Here is a 20856-nt window from a genome sequence, read left to right on the forward strand (position 1 = left end):
GTCCGGACTCCGGACCACTCCGCCCATATATCAGCAACACACTCAATGAGGAGCAGCAATGCCGCAGTACGTCATCGCCATTGACCAGGGAACCACTTCAAGCCGCGCAATCATCTTCGACCACCAGGGAAACATCGTTTCCTCCGGGCAGAAAGAGCATGAGCAAATCTTTCCCAAGGCTGGCTGGGTCGAGCACAATCCGGTCGAAATCTGGGACAACACCCGTGAGGTCATCGGCAACGCACTCTCCAAGGCGAATTTGACCCGCCACGACATCGCGGCGGTGGGCATCACCAACCAGCGCGAAACTGCGGTGGTCTGGGACAAGAACACGGGCCAGCCCGTGTATAACGCGATCGTCTGGCAGGACACCCGCACACAGCCGATCGTGGACGAGCTCGCAGCGGACGGAGGGGTGGAAAGGTTCAAGCAGCAGGTTGGCCTGCCGCTGGCAACCTACTTCTCCGGAACCAAGATCAAATGGATCCTTGACAATGTCGACGGTGCCCGGGAGAAGGCAGAGGCCGGCGACCTGCTCTTCGGCAACACCGACTCCTGGGTGACCTGGAACCTCACCGGCGGCACTGACGGCGGTGTGCACATCACCGACGTCACCAACGCCTCCCGGACACTCTTCATGGATCTTGAGACGCTGAGCTGGGACCCATCGATCCTGGAAACGTTCGGTGTTCCAGCATCGATGATGCCGGAAATTCGTTCCTCCTCCGAGGTCTACGGAAAGGTGCACAGCTCCCAGTTGCTCCGTGAGGTTCCCGTGGCGGGGATCCTCGGCGACCAGCAGGCAGCCACCTTCGGCCAGGCGGCGTTCGAGAAGGGCGGCGCGAAGAACACCTACGGCACCGGCAACTTCATGATCGTCAACACCGGTGAGGAGATCGTTCACTCAAAGAACGGACTGCTCACAACGGTCTGCTACAAACTCGGCGATGCGAGGCCCGTCTATGCGCTCGAAGGTTCGATCGCCGTGACCGGGTCCCTTGTTCAGTGGCTTCGTGACAACCTCGGCATCATCAAAAGTGCTCCCGAGGTCGAACAGCTTGCCAAGACTGTCGAGGATAACGGCGGCGTCTACATCGTGCCGGCATTCTCGGGTCTCTTTGCCCCGTACTGGCGATCCGATGCCCGCGGTGCGATTGTGGGCCTGACGCGATTCGTGAACAAGGGACACATCGCGCGGGCGGCGCTCGAAGCGACAGCGTTCCAGACACGCGAAGTACTCGACGCTGCCAACGCTGACTCCGGCGTCAATATGGAAGATCTCCGGGTCGACGGCGGAATGGTCGCCAACGACGCGTTGATGCAGTTCCAGGCGGACATCCTCGGTATCCCCGTCATCCGTCCGAAAGTCACCGAAACCACCGCGCTGGGTGCTGCCTACGCGGCCGGGCTGGCCGTCGACTTCTGGAAGGACACCGACGAACTGGCCGCAAACTGGTCCGAGGACAAGCGCTGGACTCCAACCATGGACGATGCCGAACGCGACCGGCAGCTGCGCAACTGGAGGAAGGCCGTCACCAAGACGTTCGACTGGGTGGATGAGGACATCAAGTAGTCGCTAAGAAAAGCAGGAGGCGGAGCGGACGAGCTGTCTGCTCCGCCTTCTCTGTTCAGCACTGGCTGCGTACGACATGGGTGCGTCCCGGCGGGTGTCCGCGTCCTGGCGGTGTTCGCGTTCGGACGGTGAGCCCGCGTTCGGACGGCCACCGCGGGCCCTGCCCGCTCCGCGATGCCCAACCACCCCGGGGCATCGCGGTGGCCGCCCAAACGCTGGTTCGCGCCGCCGGTACCTTCTGCGGATGGTGGGCACCCTTCCAGTTCCATCGAGCCTTCGTGCCCGTGTCCGCGAGGCAGGCCAATAACGCCAGTGGGCGCCTGAGATCTTCAGACGCCCACTGGTTATGGGTATGGGTTGAGGGAGCGGTGCGGGTTCAGCGGAGGACTTCGCCTGAAACGTTGTCCGGGTTTCCGAACCGGTGTGCCGTGATGGTCACTGCCTGCTCGCGCAGGAACGGCAGCAACTCGATCCGTCCTGCTTCCGTCACCGGACCGCTGTAGATTGCGACGTCCGGGTCGCCGTCCGTTGCAGCGCATAGCTCGGAGTAGCCGCCGCCGACCAGTCGTACCCTGCCGAGCTTCGCCGACGGCGCGGCAGCCAGCCACGCGGCGTCGTCCTCCACGCGGTGACGCACATCATTGGCCGACAGCACAGCGGCGAGCGCCGGCGCAAGCGGTTCGGCCGTCGAGACCGACATAGGCGCACCGCTACGCAGTCCGGCCGCAACGACACGCAGAAAGTCGGCCAGTGACCCGGCTTCGTTCAGTCGTACTGTCACAGGTGCCGGCAGGTAGCGGAACTCGTTCCGCTCAACGCGCAGGCCGGAGACATCCTCATGGACTCCGAAAGTACGCACCCAGTGACGCTGGTCATCTGCGGCCGAGCGGGCGAGGAAGCCGCGCTCGGCGTCAGACACGTCGGCTGCATGCAGGAGTGCGCGTACGGGCTCACTCAGCGGGGCGTGGACGTTGCCGGGATGCAGTTCCTCGCGCTCCCAGCTTCCGAGGTGGATGAGATAGTTCGGTCCGCCGGCCTTGGCGCCGGGTCCAACGGCCGATTGCTTCCACCCGCCGAACGGCTGACGCCGCACGATGGCGCCGGTGATCCCACGGTTCACGTACAGGTTGCCTGCCTCCACCGACTCGAGCCACTGCGACACCTCGTCGGGATTTAGGGTGTGGATACCGCCGGTCAGGCCGTACGCGCTGGCGTTCTGCCACTCTATGGCCTGCTCAAGCGACTCGGCATGCATGATGCCCAGCACCGGTCCGAAGAACTCCGTCATGTGGAAGTAGCTGCCCGGCTTGACCCCGGTGCGCACCCCCGGACTCCACAGTCGTCCGGTGTCGTCCAGCTGCTTTGGCTCGACAAGCCACGATTCACCCTCGCCGAGAGTAGTCAGGGCGTCCTTGAGCTTTCCGTCAGCCGGCTCGATGATCGGCCCCACTTCCGTTGCCGGATCCTCCGGGTAACCGACCCGGAGCGAGGCGGCTGCATCGGTCAGCTGGTTGCGGAAGCGCGCCGAAGTCCCTGCCGAGCCGACCAGGATCGCCAGCGATGCTGCCGAACATTTCTGCCCCGCGTGCCCGAAAGCGGACCGAACGACGTCGGCCGCAGCCAGATCCAGGTCGGAACTGGGGGTGACGATGAGCGAGTTCTTCCCGCTTGTCTCGGCCAGCAGCGGGAGGTCGTTGCGCCACGACCGGAACAGCTTCGCGGTGTCGTAGGCACCCGTGAGGATCACCCTGTCGACGTCGGGATGCGAGATGAGGTGCTGCCCGACCGGACCTTCCTCAACATCGGCGAACTTCAGAACTTCCCGGGGAACACCGGCATCCCAGAGGGCCTGAACCATCACGGCAGCACAACGCTTTGCCTGCGGAGCCGGCTTGAGGATGACGGCGCTGCCCGCCGCCAGCGGGGCAAGGGCGGAGCCGGCCGCAATGGCAACGGGAAAGTTCCACGGCGGAGTTGCGACGGTGAGCGTGGCGGGCACGAAGCGCGCTCCCTCGATCGTGTCGAGTTCTTCTGCGAGCAGTGCGTAGTAGTTGGCGAAGTCGATCGCTTCCGAGATTTCCGGATCGGATTCAGCGATTGTCTTGCCGGTTTCACTGGCGGATACTTCCACCAGGTCACCGCGCCGGGCGGCAAGCTCGGCCGCGGCGCTTCGCAGGACCGTCGCCCGCTCTGCTCCCGAACGTGATCCCCAATCGCGCTGTGCGGCGCGTGCGGACCGGATGGCGGCGTCGACGTCGTCCTCTGTGTCCAGTCGGGAAGCCTCCACCAGTGCGATTCCGAGAGTGGAATGCGGCACCCGCTGCAGGACCTCCGATGCCCATTCCCGGATGACGGGAAGCGAGGGATCGGAATCGGACTGATTCCGGAAGTTCCCCGGAGCCGTGGCCGTGAAGCGGTCCGGCGTCTGTGAACGGTTGGGCTCGGGAACCGTGAAGTCGAGTTCTTCGAGGGAAGCGAGGAACCGGGACTTCTCGCGCTCGAAGAGCTCCTCGCTCTTGGTGAGTTCGAAGACGGCGCTCATGAAGTTTTCCTGGCTCGCGTTCTCCTCGAGCCGGCGGATCAGGTAGCTGATAGCCACGTCGAACTGGGCGGGCTTCACCACGGGGGTGTAGAGCAGCAGCGACCCGACGTCCTTCCGGACTTCGGCGGCCTGGTCCTCTGCCATGCCGAGCAGCATCTCGAACTCGATACGGTCCTCGACACCTCGGGCCACGGCGAGGGTCCTCGCCAAAGCAATGTCGAACAGGTTGTGTCCGGCGACACCCAGTCGCACGGCGGCCGCGTTCTCAGGGCGGAGTGCCCAGTCGAGGCACCGCTTGTAGTTGGTGTCGCTCGCCTGCTTGCTGGGCAGCGTGGCAGGTTCCCAGCCGTGTACGGCGGCATCGACGAGTTCCATCGCCAGGTTCGCGCCCTTGACCAGACGCACCTTGATGGCTGACCCGCCGGCAGCGCGCCGGTCCTGAGCCCAGCGGGTGAGGTCCTGCAGCGTCGCCAGGGCGTCCGGAAGGTAGGCCTGGAGCACGATGCCGGCCTCAAGGTTGCGCAGTTCGGGTGTCTCGAGAATCCGCTTGAATACCGCGACGGTGAGGTCAAGATCGTGGTATTCCTCCATGTCGAGATTGATGAACTTCGGAGCCGGCGATGAGGCAGCCAGGTGATACAGCGGAAGGAGTCGCTCGACGACCCGCTCGACCGTTCCGTCGAAGTCCCACAGGTTGAGCGTACTGACCACGGAGGAAACCTTGATGGACACGTAGTCGACGTCGTCGCGCGCCAGCAGCTCCCTGGTTCCACTGAGCCGGGCGTCCGCCTCCTTGTCCCCGAGGACGGCCTCGCCGAGGAGATTGATGTTGAGCCTGACGCCTTCTCCGCGCAAGGCGGCGATCGACTTGCCCAGCTGCGCAGGACGGGCGTCGACGATGAGGTGGCCGACCATCTCGCGCAGCACCCGCTGCGCAACGGGAACCACAACCTGCGGCAGAATCGGGGCCATGACGCCGCCTAGGCGCACTGCACCCTTCATGTACCAGGGCAGGAAGGAAGGCGCCTTCCGGGCAAGCCGGGACAGATTCCGAGCCGCTACGGCGGGATCCTCCGGGCGGATCACCCGGTCCACGAAGCCGATCGTGAAGTCGAGCCCGTTCTGGTCCTTGAGGACCTCGGCGAGGAGCTGCGCGGACTTCGATCCGCGGGTAGTGCCCGAACCGGACGCACGGGGTGGTGTGCTGCCGGATTCGTCCAGGTGGAGCCACCGCCGGACTAGGGCAACCGCATCATCGCCCAGGGTTTGGGGCAATGGCTCTGCGGTGGGGATGGTTTGTGTCATTGTTCTCGTCTACCTAACGACGACGGGCCAGGGGACCTGCGAAGCAGTCCACTTCAAGGGGTGGCTGGCCGATCAGCCGCGGGCGCATTCCGCCTCGGCATGCTGGGTGCAATAACAGATAAGTGCGCCCAGTGGAAATATGGTAACGCCTGGAAAACAGCGGCGGCACCAAACTGCGCTAAGGTTGGAGCATGTTCGCGCAACTGCTCCTTACCTAGCCGCGCACCCCTGCGCGGCCGCCCCTCCTGAGTTGAGGGGCTTTTGTATGTCCGGGGCTGATTCGGGTGCCGGCAGTGTTCATCCGGGAGCGGTGGCGTGACTGGTAAGACGGTCACCAGTGATCAACAGACAGGGCAAGTAACAGTGAGCATCAACCCCACAACCGAAGAGTCGGACGCCGGCACCTACAGTTTCGCGGACATCGAGGCGAAGTGGCTTCCGGTATGGGAGAAGCTCGACACCTTCACTCCCGTGGACGACGGCAGCAGGGAACGCCGCTACGTGCTGGACATGTTCCCTTACCCGTCCGGCGACCTTCACATGGGGCATGCGGAAGCTTTCGCGATGGGCGACGTCGTCGCCCGGTACTGGCGCCAGCTCGGTTACGACGTTCTGCATCCCATCGGCTGGGACTCCTTCGGGCTGCCCGCCGAGAACGCGGCCATCAAGCACAACGCTCACCCCAGTGAGTGGACGTACGCGAATATCGATACCCAGGCCGCGTCCTTCAAGCGTTACGCGATCAGTGCAGACTGGTCCCGCCGGCTGCACACCTCGGATCCGGAGTACTACCGCTGGACTCAGTGGCTGTTCCTGCGGTTTTTCGAGAAGGGTCTTGCCTACCGCAAGGACCACCCCGTCAACTGGTGCCCCAAGGACCAGACGGTTCTCGCGAACGAACAGGTGGTCAACGGGGCATGCGAGCGGTGCGGAAGCCCCGTCACCAAGAAAAGCCTGAACCAGTGGTACTTCCGCATCACCGAGTACGCCGACCGGCTGCTCGAAGACATGGAACCCCTGGCCGGCCACTGGCCTGAACGCGTGCTGGCAATGCAGCGGAACTGGATCGGCCGATCGGAAGGCGCACACGTCACCTTCACCATAGAGGCCGACGGCGACCTGCCTGCCGCCGATGTCACGGTCTTCACAACCAGGCCGGACACCCTGCACGGCGCAACGTTCTTCGTTGTCGCCGCAGACGCGGATCTTGCTGCTGACCTGGTCACGCCTGAGCACGCGTCCGCGCTGGCCGACTACCGCGAGAGCGTGAACGCGCTCAGCGACATCGAGCGCCAGTCGACGGAGCGCGAGAAAACCGGTGTCTTCACGGGACGTTACGCAGTGAACCCGCTCAACGGCGAGAAGCTGCCTGTGTGGGCAGCCGACTACGTCCTTGCGGACTACGGAACGGGCGCCATCATGGCCGTTCCCGCGCATGACCAGCGCGACCTCGACTTCGCCCGTGCCTTCAACCTGCCGGTTCGCATGGTGGTGGACACAGGGGAGGAAGACCCGGCGCTGACGGGCAAAGCCACAACCGGCGAAGGGACGCTGGTCAACTCGGGCGAGTTGAATGGTCTGGGCAAGGAGCAGGCGATCCAGCGCGCGATCGAACTGGTCTCCGAACAGGGCACCGGCGAGCGCACGGTCAACTACCGGCTCAGGGACTGGCTGCTGTCGCGTCAGCGATTCTGGGGTACACCCATCCCCATCATCCACTGCCCTTCCTGCGGAGAGGTCCCCGTACCCGACGAGCAACTGCCCGTCCGTTTGCCCAGTAATCTCCGGGGAGAAGACCTGGCGCCGAAGGGCACCTCGCCGCTGGCTGCCGCAACTGACTGGGTCAACGTCGAGTGCCCCCAGTGCTCCGGGCCGGCCACACGGGACACCGACACGATGGACACCTTCGTCGACTCATCCTGGTACTACCTGCGATTCGTCGATCCGGAGTCGACAGAAGCTCCGTTCGACTCGCAGAAAGTCAACGAGTGGCTTCCCGTCGGCCAGTATGTCGGCGGCGTCGAGCACGCCATCCTGCACCTGCTCTACAGCCGCTTCTTCACCAAGGTCCTGTTCGACCTTGGGCTGGTCAACTTCACTGAGCCCTTCGCGGCGTTGCTCAACCAGGGTCAGGTGCTCAACGGCGGAAAGGCCATGAGCAAGTCGCTGGGCAACGGCGTCAATCTCGGTGAACAGCTCGACCGTTACGGTGTGGATGCCATTCGTCTCACCATGGTCTTCGCCTCCCCGCCGGAGGACGACGTCGACTGGGCCGATGTATCGCCGTCGGGGTCTGCGAAGTTCCTCGCCCGTGCCTGGCGCCTTGGCGCCGACGTCGTGTCCGAGCCGGGAGTTGACCCCGCGTCTGGAGACCGTTCGCTGCGTTCGGTGACGCACCGTACGCTCGCCGATGCCGCAGACCTGTTGAAGAACAACAAGTTCAACGTGGTCATCGCCAAGGTGATGGAACTTGTCAACGCCACCCGCAAGGCAATCGACTCAGGTGCCGGAGGCGCTGACCCAGCTGTCCGCGAAGCGGCAGAGGCTACGGCCGTCATCCTGAGCCTGTTCGCACCGTACACCGCGGAGGACCTGTGGGAGCGGCTCGGTCACCCTGCTTCCGTCGCGGCAGCGGGTTGGCCCGCCGTCGATGAGTCGCTTCTCGTCCAGGACACGGTCACCGCCGTCGTGCAGGTACAGGGAAAGGTGCGCGACAGGCTGGAAGTTCCCGCTGACATCAGCGAGGACGAACTGCGTGAGCTGGCCCTCGGCACCGCCCAGGTGCAGCGCACGCTTGCGGGCAGAGATATCCGGACGGTCATCGTCCGGGCGCCCAAACTGGTGAACATCGTTCCGGCCTGAGGGCCGGGAAAGAAGGACCACCGTGGCATGGTTTGATCGCCGTGCAGAACGTATCGGCGTTGGAGGCGCCGGCGAGCCGGATACGACGACGGCGGTCGTCACGGATTCGGCCGCAGCGTTCCCTCAGTCATGGATTGCGGGCGATGGTCCGGCCGCCGGCGTGACCATTGTGCCGATGCCGGTCATCATTGATGACCGGCACTACGGCGAGGGCGCGGACAGCCTCCTGAAGCCGCTTTCGCTGGCGCTGGTCGAGGGACGGGAGGTACGCACCTCCCGCCCGGCGCCCGGCCACTTCCAAAGTGTCTATCGCCGGTTGGAGCGCGAAGGTGCGAGCGAGATCGTGTCTATTCACCTCTCCGGCAAGTTGTCGGGAACGGTAGAGGCGGCACGCTGGGCAGCGCGATCAGTCTCGGTTCCGGTACACGTAGTGGACAGCGGAACGGTAGGAATGGCGCAGGGCTGTGGGGTGGTGGCGGCCGTCCGGGCACTACAGGGCGGCGCGAGCGCCTCCCGCGCGGCCGAGCGCGCCGCAGCTACCTGTTCGCGCACCAGCCTGCTGTTCTACCTCCCCAGCCTGGACCAGTTGCGGCGCGGCGGCCGCATCGGTGCTGCCGCAGGCTTCCTGGGTTCCCTGCTCGCTGTCAAGCCACTCCTGACCGTTCGCGACGGCGCCATTGAGCCCCTTGAGCGGGTGCGGACAGCAGCCCGTGCCAAGCAGCGCCTTGACGAACTTGTCATCGAAGACCTTCGGCGGCGTCCCCGCGGCGGCATCGCGGCATTCCACTATTTCGGGAACATGGCGGAAGCCGAAGCTGCTGCGGCGCGGGTGCCTGAGGGGGCCGAAGCCGTCCTGACGCAGTTGCCGGCGGTGCTTGCCGCTCACACCGGGCTGGGCGTTCTGGCGGTCGCGATATCCGACCCACTGGTGCCGCCAGCCTGATCTTCCGCTCCACATCCGCTGGGCCAGGGGCGGCTTACGCACATAGCCATTGCTGCCCCACCCCCGCCCAGCCGGGCGTTCATACGCTGGTTGCATGGCAAGGCACCGCTGGGCGACGGGGGAGCATCTCCAGGGCTCGGACCGGTTGGAACGCGTCCTCAACCTCAAGCGTGCAGGGTCACAGCCGGCGGGGATCGAGGCGGTCAACGGTGATGACGACGGGGACCTGCACAGCGTCGAACTCAGCGACAGTGGTCCGCCTGACCCGGACGCCACCGCGGCACGCCGGCGACCGCCAAGCGGTAGACGTTGGGCAGCCACGCGACGGGCCGCGTTGCTGGCGGCAGGCTGCGCCCTCGCGGTCGGAGGCTGGCAGTTTGTGAGCGCTGACCGGACTCCCGGCGAGGTTGTCCCGATCGATCCCCCCGCCTCCTCAAGTACTGCCGCCGAGCCGGGTGTTCCCGTCGCGGAGGAAGGCACCGCTCCCGCCGTTGAGCGGGCGGATAAGCCGTCGACGCCTCATGCACAGGGCGCGCAGACCGCAACTGTCGTTGTTCATGTTGCCGGTGCAGTCCGGACGCCCGGCGTGGTGGAAATCGCAGCGGGTGCAAGGGTTTTCGAAGTACTCGAGAAGGCGGGCGGCGCGGTGCCCGAAGCTGAGCTGGCGGCTGTCAATCTGGCCGCCGTGGTGCAGGACGGGCAGCAGATCATGATTCCTCGCGTGGGGGAGGCGCCGCCGGTCGGCGCGCTTCCGGCACCGGACGCTGAAACCGCCGGCGGGCTTGTCAACCTCAATACGGCCGGCGCCACTGACCTCGAGGAACTCCCCAGGGTCGGGCCGGTCCTGGCTGAGCGCATCGTGGAATGGCGCGCCCAGCACGGGCCCTTCGCGCGTGCAGAGGACCTTGACGCGGTTCCCGGTATTGGACCGGCGATGCTTGAGTCATTGCTTCCCCTGGTGACAGTCTGATATGCCCGGTACAACTTCCGCAGGATGGGCGCATCTAGTACGGTCGGCTGCCGCGGCTGGGAAACCATCACCGCCCGTACCAGCCGCACCCCTGAAACGGAACGGCGGGCGTCGCATCGGCGTAACTGTCTGCCGCAGGCCGGTCCGCCACGAAGCCGCCAAGAGTCCCGCTCGGGACCTTCGACTCCTACCCGCCGCTGGCTGCGCATGGGCCGCTGCGGCCGTGGCCATCAGGCTCGACGCGCAGGCGGGCCTTCTGCTGGGCCTCATGCTTGCGCTCGGCGCCCTCACGTTCGTCACCATCGCCGTCTGCAGTCGAAACAACAGCCCGGTTGTACTGATGCCGCTTGTCGCCCTTGCAGCGGCCGCAATGGTGAGCATCCCCACAGCCGCGCACGTTGCACATCGCTCCTCTGCCCCGCTGGCCGCTGCCATTGCGGCTCAGACCCACATCACCGTAAACCTCCGTGCCACCTCTGATGCACAGGAAATATCCGCCGATGCCCAGGACGGCGCACCCCGCTGGATCCTTGAAGCCGACCTTCTCGAAGGCACGTCCGGGGGATTCCGGTTCACGGCAGATACGCCCGTAATAGTGCTGGGCGGCAATGAATGGAGCTCCGTCAAGCATGGGGATCAGCTGCGTACGGCAGGAAAGCCGCTGGCAACAGACCCGGGAGATCGGGCAGGGGCGCTGCTCATTGCCTCGACCAGCCCTGACCTGATCCCGGAGCAGCCCGGAGCGGAGTCGCTCATCGAAGAGCTGAGGGAGCGTTTTCTCGCGCTCTCCGCCTCCACCGGAGCACCCGACGACGGATTGATGCCGGGCATGGTGATAGGAGCCCGGGCGTCCGTGAGCCAGCAACTCGTCGATACGATGAAAGCGACCGGGCTGACTCATCTCACGGCAGTCTCCGGGGCTAACTGCAGCTACGTGCTGGCGTTCGTTTTTATCCTCTGCCGGGCATGCAGGCTGCCGCGATGGACAGCCGCGGTTGCCGGTATTACAGCCCTCGTAGGATTCGTCCTGCTGGTCAGGCCCGAGCCCAGCGTTCTCAGGGCGGCTGTCATGGGAGCCATCGGAGTGTTGGCTGTCTTGACGGGCCGTGGACGCCTGTCGATGACGCTGCTGTTCCTGTCGATAGCGGCCCTCCTCACAGTGGACCCCTGGCTCAGCGTGGAGTACGCGTTCATCCTGTCGGTCGCGGCGACCTGCGGGCTCGTGCTGGTCGGCCCTCTCCTGGCGTCGCAGCTGGGAGCGTTTCTGGCGCCCTCGGTTGCCCAGCTCGTCGCTGTTCCCCTGGCTGCCCAGCTTTTCTGCTCGCCGGTCCTGGCCCTCATCCAGCCGAGCCTGCCGACGTACTCGCTGCCGGCGAATATCGCGGCGTCACCGCTTGTGCCGTTCATCACCATCGCCGGCATGGTCTCCGTTGTCCTGGTGGCCCTGGCACCAGGGGCGGCTCTGCCGTTTGCCCTCGGCGCTGCGTGGGCGGCCGCCGGGGTGGCGCAGATCGCCAGGTTCTTCGCCGCCGCCCCGCACGCGTCCATACCATGGCCGTCCGGCACCGGGGGAGCGCTCCTGTCTGCACTGGGGAGCGCCGTCGTGCTGGCGGTCGTGGTGCGGGGACCGGACATGCTCACGTGGGTGCGCGCGACGTGCCACAGCACGCATGCGAGAATCCGTGCGCGCGGGGCACCCCCGATGAAGTCCGGCAGGAGGGGAGGAAGGCTGATCCCGCAGCTGACGCCAGTAGCCTGGGTCGCCGCCGGGTGTATCGCCGGCGTCGTGGGCATCCTGGTGTGGAATGGTGTGCGCGGCCACGGGCCGGAAGATTGGACGGTCGCTGCATGCGACGTCGGCCAGGGTGACGGACTGGCGGTGCGGACGGGGCCTGGTAGCGCCATAGTATTCGACGCCGGCCCGGAAGCGGGTCCCATGGACGCCTGCCTTGATCATCTCCGGGTGGACACTGTGGACCTGCTGGTGCTCACACACCTCCATGAGGACCACTACGGCGGAGTGGCAGGAGTATTCGCGGACCGCTCGGTGTCTCGGCTGCTCTACTCCACAACTGAGGAGACGCTGCCCGAGAGCGTGCAGCAGGTGAGCGCGCACGCCGGAACCACGGTCGCGCCCGCGACCGCCGGAACCGCAGGAACTACGGGAGATGTGGAATGGTCGGTCCTGTGGCCGGCACCCGGAAACTTTGCAGCATCCGAAAACGATGCCTCCGCCGTCGTACTGGCCACGGTGCATGGACGCTCCGGAACCAGCGACCTTCGCATCCTGTTCACCGGCGACCTTGAGGAAGACGCGGCCAATCGCCTCCTCCGGGATCAGCCCGCGCTCAGTGCCGAGGGAATTGACGTCCTAAAGGTTGCGCACCATGGCGCCAGGAACGGCGGCACGGCGATCATCGAGTCCCTGAGCCCTCGCGTTGCACTCATCTCCGCCGGGCGCCGGAACGATTACGGGCACCCCCACCAGGAAACGCTCGCGGCACTGGAGGGCTCCGGCGCATATGTCGCCAGGACAGACCTGGCCGGAACCATACTCATCAGGACCGACGGTGATTCCCTTCAGGTCCGTGGGTCACGATGAGCTTGGATGCTCATCACCCCCATGGCAGAGTTGACCCTGCCCATTCCTCGTCGATCAGGAGCCCCGTCCGTGTCCCCAAGCCCTGCAGGTTCGGCTACTTCGAGCTGGCGCGACGTCGGTCCGGCTCCCGTTGTTCTCTTGCTCGGTCCAGAGGAATACCTTGCCGCCCGCGGCTTTGAGTCGGTGCGCCGGCGCACGCGCGAGACGGAACCCGATGCCGAGACCGTCCGCCTGGATGCGGCGCAGTACGAGCCCGGATCGTTGATCATGCTGGGGAGCCCGTCGCTGTTCGGCGGCACGCAGATCATTGAAGCTCGCGGCCTGGCGCAGATGAACGATGCGTTCCTGCAGGACGCGCTCGAGTATGTCTCCAACCCGGCGCCGGACGTGGTGCTGGTCATGCACCATGCGGGTGGTACGCGCGGCAAAAAGCTGCTCGACTCGCTGAAGAGTGGGAAAGCTGTCGTCGTTGAGTGCCAGCCGCTGAAAAAGGACTCTGACAAGGTCGACTTCGCTACCGCGGAGTTCCGCAATGCGCGGCGCCGGATCGAACCTGATGCGGTGCGGGCCCTCGTCGCCGCAGTGGGATCGAGCCTGTCGGAGCTGGCAGCAGCATGCCATCAGCTTGCCTCAGATTCGGATGGCGTGATCTCCACTGAAACGGTGGAGAAATACTATGGTGGCCGGATCGAAGCCACCGGCTTCAAGGTAGCCGATGCTGCCCTTGCAGGACGCGGGGGACAGGCATTGGCGATGCTCCGGCACGCGCTCTCGAGCGGAGCAGACCCCGTGCCGCTGCTAGCCGCACTCGCGATGAAACTCCGAGCGGTGGCGAAGGTCTATGGAGTCAGGGGTAGCTCTGCACAGCTCGCTAAAGAATTGGGTATGGCACCGTGGCAGGTAGACCAGGCAAGGCGGGAAGCCCAGCGCTGGTCACCCGAGGGGCTCAATCACTGCATCCAAGTCCTGGCCGAGGCTGATGCCCAGGTCAAGGGGGAGGCACGCGATCCGATCTACGCTGTGGAGCGGGCGGTCACAGCTATCGCGCTGGGAGGAACCGCAACCGGCCGGTGACGCTGATCCTGCCCCTTCCGATCCCCGGTCGAAGTGCCCGTCGGTTAAAGGGTGATGGCCGGTCCCGTGGGACCGACCATCACCGTATGAAGCTCTGAAGGCAATTAGCCGAGGTTGTTAACCCGCTTGGCAATTCCCGACTTGCGGTTCGCTGCGTTGTTCTTGTGAAGAACACCCTTGCTCACAGCCTTATCCAGCTTGCGGCTGGCAACGGCGAGCGCGGCCACTGCGGCGTCCTTGTCGGTGGACTCCACCGCGGTGTTGACGGCGCGGATAGCGGTCTTCAGCTCGGACTTGACCGAGTTGTTGCGCTGACGAGCCTTCTCATTGGTGAGAATGCGCTTCTTCTGGGACTTGATATTTGCCACGTATAAGACTCTCTTTGTATTGCGGACTGGTCGTGAGGGATTTTCGGTGCGGCCTAAGACTGAGCGGCGTGGGGATACCGTGGCGACCGAGCCGAAGTGCCCGTCGACCTGCGCGGACACACAGCTATATAGGCTACCAGAACTCGCGCCCCCCTCGCGCCCCAGCCGTCATCGGCGGTTCGCTCATCTCTACCTGAGACTGTCACTGATTGGGTGATCCATCCAATCGGGACATGACGCGGTCGAAGAGCGGGCGGTCGAGGGTTGCACCGATGCGCCGGACATCCTCAGGACGGATCTTCAGCAGACGCTCCAGGTACACCTCACTCGGTCTGCCCTTGCTGTCCCAGGGCCCGCTTCCGATATCCACGTACCCTTCATGCCTGCTTTCGGCATTATTCCGGTCTCGTGAGGTGAGCATGAGTGCGAGCAGCGTGGCGCCGTCGTGCCCGATGACCAGCACCGGCCGGTCCTTGCCCTGCTGAGGATCGTCCTCATACGGCACCCACGTCCAGACGATTTCGCCGGGATCGGCAGTGTCACCGGGCTGCGGGTTGTAAGCGCCAATCGAAGCGGGTGCGGCTTTCTTCCGTGGGCGGTCCCGCAGTGGCTCACGCTGAGGAGCACGGTCACGCCCGGCAGGATGTCCGCTTCGGGCCGGACGGGGTGAATGCGTCGAACGGGCAGCCAGCGCCTTCAATGCGGCCCCGGCCAAACGCATCAGGGAGGGTCCAAGGGAAGCCATAGGGCCAGCGTACCCGCCAGATTGCGGGCTCGAGAGTTCCCCATGGGACAATGGAAGCTGCACATTCCCAGGGGTCCGGACCCAGCGTCCTCGTCCCTGCACGGAATTCCCCGAACAGTCCCACAAAGTAAGAGGTACCGAGTGTCTCCCATGGCCCGCACCGCTCCGGTGCCCGCTGCCACGGATCCCGCGATCATCAGGAACTTCTGCATCATCGCCCATATTGACCACGGCAAGTCCACACTGGCGGACCGCATGCTTCAGCTCACCGGCGTGGTGGAGCAGCGCGATATGAAGGCACAGTATCTGGACCGCATGGACATTGAGCGGGAGCGCGGCATCACCATCAAATCCCAGGCGGTCAGGCTGCCCTGGGAACTCGACGGCGTGAGCTATGCGCTCAACATGATTGACACTCCTGGACACGTTGACTTCACATACGAGGTGTCGCGGTCCCTTGCAGCGTGTGAGGGAGCAATCCTGCTGGTTGATGCTGCCCAGGGGATTGAGGCCCAGACACTGGCGAACCTGTACCTCGCCATGGAGAACGACCTCACAATCATTCCGGTGCTCAACAAGATCGACCTTCCGGCCGCCCAGCCGGAGAAGTATGCTGCGGAACTGGCCAACCTGATCGGCGGGGATCCGGAGGATGTGTTGCTGGTGTCCGGCAAGACAGGCGTCGGCGTAGAGGCGTTGCTGGACAAGATCGTCAGGGATCTTCCCTCTCCCGTCGGAGACGCAAGCGCGCCTGCCCGGGCCATGATCTTTGATTCTGTATATGACACCTACCGGGGCGTCGTGACGTATGTCCGGGTCGTCGATGGACAGCTCAGCCCCCGTGAACGCATTCAGATGATGTCCACCCGTGCTACTCACGAACTCCTTGAGATCGGAGTCAGCTCGCCGGAGCCCACACCGTCCAAGGGCCTGGGCGTAGGTGAGGTGGGCTATCTCATCACCGGCGTGAAGGACGTTCGCCAGTCCAAGGTCGGCGACACCGTCACCAATTTCGCGAAGCCCGCGACGGAGTCGCTGGCCGGTTACGCGGACGCAAAGCCTATGGTCTTCTCGGGTCTGTACCCCCTCGAAGGGGCGGATTATCCAGTGCTTCGTGACGCTCTGGAAAAGCTGATGCTCAATGATGCCGCCCTGGTCTATGAACCGGAGACCTCCGCTGCTCTGGGCTTCGGTTTCCGAGTGGGTTTCCTCGGCCTGCTTCACCTGGAAATTACCCGTGAGCGACTCGAACGCGAGTACAACCTCAGCCTGATCTCGACGGCACCGAACGTGGAATACGAGGTCACGCTCGAGGACAAGAACGTAGTTCACGTCACCAACCCGAGCGAATACCCCGTCGGCAAGATCGCCGAAGTCCGGGAGCCGATGGTTTCGGCGACCATCCTTGCGCCCAACGAATTCGTGGGCACCATTATGGAACTGTGCCAGAGCAGGCGTGGTGTCATGGGCGGAATGGATTACCTCTCCGAAGACCGGGTGGAAATCCGGTACCGGCTCCCGCTGGCGGAGATCGTCTTCGACTTCTTCGACATGCTGAAGTCCAGGACCCGCGGGTACGCCTCTCTGGATTGGAAGGCCGACGGCGACCAGGTGGCCGACCTGGTCAAAGTGGACATCATGCTCCAAGGCGAGCAGGTTGATGCCTTCTCCGCCATCACCCACCGGGACAAGGCATATGCCTACGGCGTCATGATGACGGGGAAACTGCGTGAACTGATCCCGCGTCAGCAGTTTGAGGTTCCCATTCAGGCGGCCATCGGCGCGCGCATCATCGCGAGGGAGAACATCCGGGCTATCCGGAAGGACGTCTTGGCCAAGTGCTACGGCGGTGACATCACCCGAAAGCGCAAACTGCTCGAAAAGCAGAAAGAGGGTAAGAAGCGCATGAAGATGGTGGGGCGCGTGGAAGTCCCCCAGGAAGCGTTCATTGCCGCGTTGTCGTCGGATGAGTCCAAGGACAAAGCGAAGAAGTGACAGCAGTATCTGGTTTCCGGAGCGCCAATGCCTAGCGCGCTGCCTCTCGGCGACCCCGCTCCATCCGACGGCGCTCTGCCGCCCACCGCGGCAGCCGGCTCCGCCGAGCGTGATTTCGGCCTGTACGTTCACATCCCCTTCTGCGCTGTTCGCTGCGGGTACTGCGATTTCAACACGTACACCGCCGCTGAACTCGGTGGGGGAGCGTCGCAGGCCAATTACGCGTTCACGGTGCAGCAGGAGCTCCAGTTTGCGGCCGGAGCGCTTGCCGCTTCAGGTGTTGCCGACCGCCCGCTGAGCACAGTCTTCTTCGGCGGAGGGACACCCACGCTCCTGCCCTCGGCGGACCTGGCACGGGTACTCCGCACCGCCGTCGACATCTGGGGCCTGGCACCGGGAGCCGAGGTGACGATCGAGGCCAATCCCGACTCCGTCACGCCTGAATCCCTCGAGGAACTGGCGCGTGCAGGTTTCACCCGCGTGTCATTCGGCATGCAATCCGCTGTGCCCCACGTTCTCGCGGTGCTGGACCGAACCCACTCGCCGGCGCGGGTCCCCCTTGCCGTCGAGTGGGCGCGTGCTGCCGGGCTCAAGGTGAGCCTGGATCTGATCTACGGCACACCGGGCGAGGACCTTCAGGACTGGCGGACGTCCCTGGAAGCGGCGCTTGCCCTCGAACCGGATCATCTGTCCGCTTATGCCCTCATCATCGAGGACGGCACCGCGCTGGCCCGCCGTATCCGGCGCAGTCAGGTGCCCATGGTCGACGACGACGACCACGCCGACAAGTACGAACTCGCCGACACCCTGCTCAAGTCGGCCGGAATGGCGTGGTACGAGGTAAGTAACTGGGCCCGCTCCGGTGAGGATCAGTGCCGCCACAACATCGCGTACTGGAAAGGCCATGACTGGTGGGGAGCAGGGCCGGGCGCGCATTCACATATCGGGGGGACCCGTTGGTGGAACGTCAAGCATCCTGCCGCTTATGCTCAGAGACTTGCGGCAGGCGAGTCGCCCGCGGCCGGACGTGAAGTTCTGGACAAGGACGCCCGCTACGTTGAGGACGTTCTGCTTCGCATCCGGCTTGCTGATGGTTACCCGACGGAGAACCTGCAATCCCCGGGACGCAGGGCTGTAGCAGGGCTGATAGCTGATGGTCTCATCGACCCTGTGGCGGCGTTCAAGGGCGCCGTAATCCTGAGTGATCGCGGGCGGCTACTAGCCGATGGCGTGGTCCGTCGCCTGTTGCCGGACTGACGTCCTAGTGGAAGATCCGGAGATTGAAGGGGTACTGGTAAGGCCTGCCGCGGTTCACATGGATGCCGGCTGCCACCGAGAAGGCCGCGAGCGTAACCCAGATGAGGGCGTTCAGGACGGCGAAAAGCCCCCCAATGCCCGGGAGCAGGGACAGCAGCAGGCATACGGCTGCGAGGATGCTCGGCGGGAAAGTGAAGTTGAAGGCTTCCTTCGATTCCTGCTCCGTGAAGGGCCCCCGGTCCCGATAGATGAGGAAGATAACCAGAGACGGCACAAACCCCAGGATCCCGAGAAAATGGGCGAGGGTCGCCCACTGGCGATCCTCGGAGGGAGTCAGCGCGGGAGCGCTTGGACTGGCACCCTGGAAGGCCGTAGTTCTGTCCTGGGAGGCGGGAGGAGTCTGTGCGACACCGCGCCGATTAGCGCTGTTGGACAACGAAAATTCCTTCGGACTGATAGGGCTTCACCGCGCATTCCGCGCAGAACTTACTGTCTAAGGGTACTGGGTGAAGCGTGCCCGTGCAGTTCTCACGACTTACAGCGATGCTGGGGCTACGCGTTCGGCCCCGGCGCGGTAAGGAAGTCGATGACCTCTTCGACCCGGGCCAGCAGAGAGGGTTCGAGGTCCGCGTAGGTGTTTACGCCGCTCAGAATGCGCTTCCAGCCGTTGGCGATATCCGCCTGGGAGGAGCACGGCCAGTTCAGCCGCGTCAGTATCCCTGTTTTCCAGTCCTCTCCGCGGGGAATGACGGGCCACGCCTCCAATCCGAGAGCACGCGGTTTCACTGCCTGCCACACATCGACGTAGGGGTGCCCCACAATCAACACATTGAGCGCTGCACCGCTCACTTTCATGGCCTGTTCGGCGATTCGAGCTTCCTTGGTTCCGGGCAGAAGGTGATCAACGAGGATACCGAGGCGCCTTCCGGGTGAGGGAGCGAAGTCACGGACCGCCCCTGCCAGGTCATCGACCCCGTGCAAGGGCTCGACGACGATGCCCTCAACCCGCAGATCATCGCCCCACACCTTCTCGACCAGCTCCGCATCGTGTTTGCCCTCGACCCAGATTCTGCTCGCGCGGGCTGTTCGGGCACGCTGGCCGGTGACGCGGACCGAGCCCGAGGCTGTGCGCTGGGGCGTTGCGGTGCGCTGCAGCGCGGGAACCATCTCGACGGGGGAGCCCTCGTGGTGAAAACCGAATCCCAGGGGAAAGGTCCGCCGTTTGCCGCGGCGGTCCTCGAGGATCATGACATGCATACCGCCGGACTTCTCAGTACGAAGTATCTCGCCGACGAACCCGCTTTGAACGTCCTCTAAAACGATGCCCGGACGCGCCTCAACCTTCTCAAGGACGACGCGTCGGGGCCGGGAAATGTCCTGTGCGCCCCACTGGTGATACGACATGTGATTTCGCTCGCTTCCGCAAATCCCTGCCCGCTGGAACAGGCAGTGCCAATGCTAACAATCGCAGCGATCGTATTAGACTTGGCACTTAGGCGTGTTGAGTGCTAACTCGTTGAGTGGGCAATGCGGTATATCGGAGGTGAATATGAGCGAGCCCAGGCGGCTTGAAGTCCTGCGTGCCATCGTCGAGGATTACGTCCATTCCCGTGAGCCGGTAGGGTCCAAGGCCCTGGTTGAGCGGCACCAGCTCGGCGTGTCCTCGGCCACCATCCGCAATGATATGGCGCTCCTCGAAGAGGAAGGCCTCATTACCGCCCCGCACACCAGTTCCGGCCGCATTCCCACTGACAAGGGTTACCGGCTGTTCGTCGACCGCATCGCTGAAGTGAAGCCGTTGTCCGCGCCTGAGAAGCGTGCCATCCGTGCCCTTCTGGAAAGTGCCGATGACCTGGACGACGTCCTGGACCGCACGGTAAGGCTCCTCGCACAGCTGACCAATCAGGTCGCCGTCGTTCAATACCCACATCTGGGCGCAGCGTCCGTCCGCCACATCGAGCTGGTACTGCTCGCGCCTGGTCGCGTGCTGGTGGTGCTCATTTCCACCAACGGGGCGGTGCAGCAGCGGGTCGTGCCCGTCCCTGCCGACGCAAATGAGAATGAATTGGCCGATCTGCGTCAGCGCTTCCTGACCAAAGTGTCGGGAGTGCGCCTACCGTCGCTTCCCTCGGAACTGGCGTCCTGTGTGGCAGAGCTGCCGCCCGCACTCCAGTCGCTGGGCCAGGCACTGGCGCACGGCCTGGAACATCTCTCCGCCGCGAACCGGGAAGATCGGATCGTCATGGCCGGAACGGCCAACCTTGCCCGCTCAACACTGGACTTCCCGTTGACCATCGGCCCTGTGCTGGAGGCCCTCGAGGAACAGGTGGTCATGCTTCGGCTGCTCTCCGAAATGGAGCAGGATGCCCTCGGCGTTTCCGTCCGCATTGGTCGTGAAAACCCGTACGGTGGCCTTGCAGAGGCCTCGGTGATCGCCACGGGATACGGGCCGGACGCCCTTGCCAAGGTGGGAGTCCTCGGACCCACCAGAATGGACTACCCCACCACCATGGCCGCCGTCAGGGCGGTGGCCCGTTACCTTTCCCGCATCCTCGATGAGTCATGAACGGATGACGGACCCCTTGAACCAGAGCCGCTCGCGCGGTGAGATTACAGGAAG

14 protein-coding genes are annotated in these 20856 nt (G+C 64.5%); 9 read left to right on the forward strand and 5 right to left on the reverse strand.

Annotation, left to right across the window (positions count from 1 at the left end):
• Nucleotides 1-58 precede the first annotated feature (58 nt).
• On the forward strand, nucleotides 59-1573 hold the full coding sequence (gene glpK, locus RIF85_RS00905; RefSeq protein WP_309070014.1) for a glycerol kinase GlpK: 1515 nt from the start codon (nucleotides 59-61) through the stop codon (nucleotides 1571-1573).
• A 376-nt stretch (nucleotides 1574-1949) separates the two neighbouring features.
• Here the strand turns inward: glpK and RIF85_RS00910 are convergent, their stop codons facing one another.
• A complete protein-coding gene (locus tag RIF85_RS00910) occupies nucleotides 1950-5420 on the reverse strand; it encodes a bifunctional proline dehydrogenase/L-glutamate gamma-semialdehyde dehydrogenase (protein WP_309070015.1) in 3471 nt (1156 codons plus the stop codon).
• A 315-nt stretch (nucleotides 5421-5735) separates the two neighbouring features.
• Between RIF85_RS00910 and leuS the strand changes: the two genes are divergently transcribed.
• The 5 genes from leuS to holA all read left to right on the forward strand — a co-directional run bounded on the left by leuS (nucleotide 5736) and on the right by holA (nucleotide 13871).
• The gene (gene leuS / locus RIF85_RS00915; protein WP_375164816.1) at nucleotides 5736-8282 is read left to right on the forward strand and encodes a leucine--tRNA ligase; all 2547 of its coding nucleotides are present in this window, start codon (nucleotides 5736-5738) and stop codon (nucleotides 8280-8282) included.
• Nucleotides 8283-8304: 22 nt separating this feature from the next.
• Complete coding sequence (locus tag RIF85_RS00920) at nucleotides 8305-9225, forward strand: DegV family protein (protein WP_309070016.1); 921 nt, start codon at nucleotides 8305-8307, stop codon at nucleotides 9223-9225.
• 94 nt (nucleotides 9226-9319) lie between these two features.
• Nucleotides 9320-10195, forward strand: coding sequence for a ComEA family DNA-binding protein (locus tag RIF85_RS00925; RefSeq protein WP_309070017.1), 876 nt, complete (start codon nucleotides 9320-9322; stop codon nucleotides 10193-10195).
• Between the two features lie 223 nt (nucleotides 10196-10418).
• Nucleotides 10419-12797 (forward strand): ComEC/Rec2 family competence protein, encoded by a 2379-nt coding sequence (locus RIF85_RS00930; RefSeq protein ID WP_309070018.1) that lies wholly within the window; start codon nucleotides 10419-10421, stop codon nucleotides 12795-12797.
• Between the two features lie 21 nt (nucleotides 12798-12818).
• Entirely contained in the window at nucleotides 12819-13871 is a 1053-nt protein-coding gene (gene holA, locus RIF85_RS00935; protein ID WP_375164372.1) for a DNA polymerase III subunit delta, read from the forward strand.
• Nucleotides 13872-13975: 104 nt separating this feature from the next.
• On the opposite strand, the gene rpsT is transcribed toward holA, so the two are convergent.
• Nucleotides 13976-14239 carry a 30S ribosomal protein S20 gene (rpsT, locus tag RIF85_RS00940; protein ID WP_309070020.1) on the reverse strand — a complete coding sequence of 88 codons (264 nt, stop codon included), beginning with the start codon at nucleotides 14237-14239 and terminating at the stop codon, nucleotides 13976-13978.
• Nucleotides 14240-14441: 202 nt separating this feature from the next.
• A complete protein-coding gene (locus RIF85_RS00945; protein WP_309070021.1) occupies nucleotides 14442-14984 on the reverse strand; it encodes a type II toxin-antitoxin system PemK/MazF family toxin in 543 nt (180 codons plus the stop codon).
• A gap of 141 nt (nucleotides 14985-15125) precedes the next feature.
• On the opposite strand from RIF85_RS00945, the gene lepA reads away from it, so the two are divergent.
• Nucleotides 15126-16979, forward strand: a complete 1854-nt coding sequence (lepA, locus tag RIF85_RS00950; RefSeq protein ID WP_309070022.1) for a translation elongation factor 4 — start codon at nucleotides 15126-15128, stop codon at nucleotides 16977-16979.
• A 27-nt stretch (nucleotides 16980-17006) separates the two neighbouring features.
• Nucleotides 17007-18236, forward strand: coding sequence for a radical SAM family heme chaperone HemW (gene hemW, locus RIF85_RS00955; protein WP_309070023.1), 1230 nt, complete (start codon nucleotides 17007-17009; stop codon nucleotides 18234-18236).
• A gap of 4 nt (nucleotides 18237-18240) precedes the next feature.
• Here hemW and RIF85_RS00960 read toward each other — a convergent pair whose 3' ends face one another.
• Both RIF85_RS00960 and RIF85_RS00965 read right to left on the reverse strand, forming a co-directional pair.
• Entirely contained in the window at nucleotides 18241-18672 is a 432-nt protein-coding gene (locus tag RIF85_RS00960) for a DUF4870 domain-containing protein (protein WP_309070024.1), read from the reverse strand.
• Between the two features lie 116 nt (nucleotides 18673-18788).
• Nucleotides 18789-19640, reverse strand: coding sequence for a DUF3097 domain-containing protein (locus tag RIF85_RS00965; protein ID WP_309070025.1), 852 nt, complete (start codon nucleotides 19638-19640; stop codon nucleotides 18789-18791).
• A gap of 145 nt (nucleotides 19641-19785) precedes the next feature.
• Here RIF85_RS00965 and hrcA point away from each other — a divergent pair, with 145 nt between their 5' ends.
• A complete protein-coding gene (gene hrcA / locus RIF85_RS00970) occupies nucleotides 19786-20802 on the forward strand; it encodes a heat-inducible transcriptional repressor HrcA (protein WP_309070026.1) in 1017 nt (338 codons plus the stop codon).
• The last annotated feature ends 54 nt before the right edge of the window (nucleotides 20803-20856 follow it).

This window comes from Arthrobacter sp., assembly GCF_031179385.1.
In the GTDB taxonomy this organism is placed as follows: Bacteria; Actinomycetota; Actinomycetes; order Actinomycetales; family Micrococcaceae; genus Arthrobacter_D.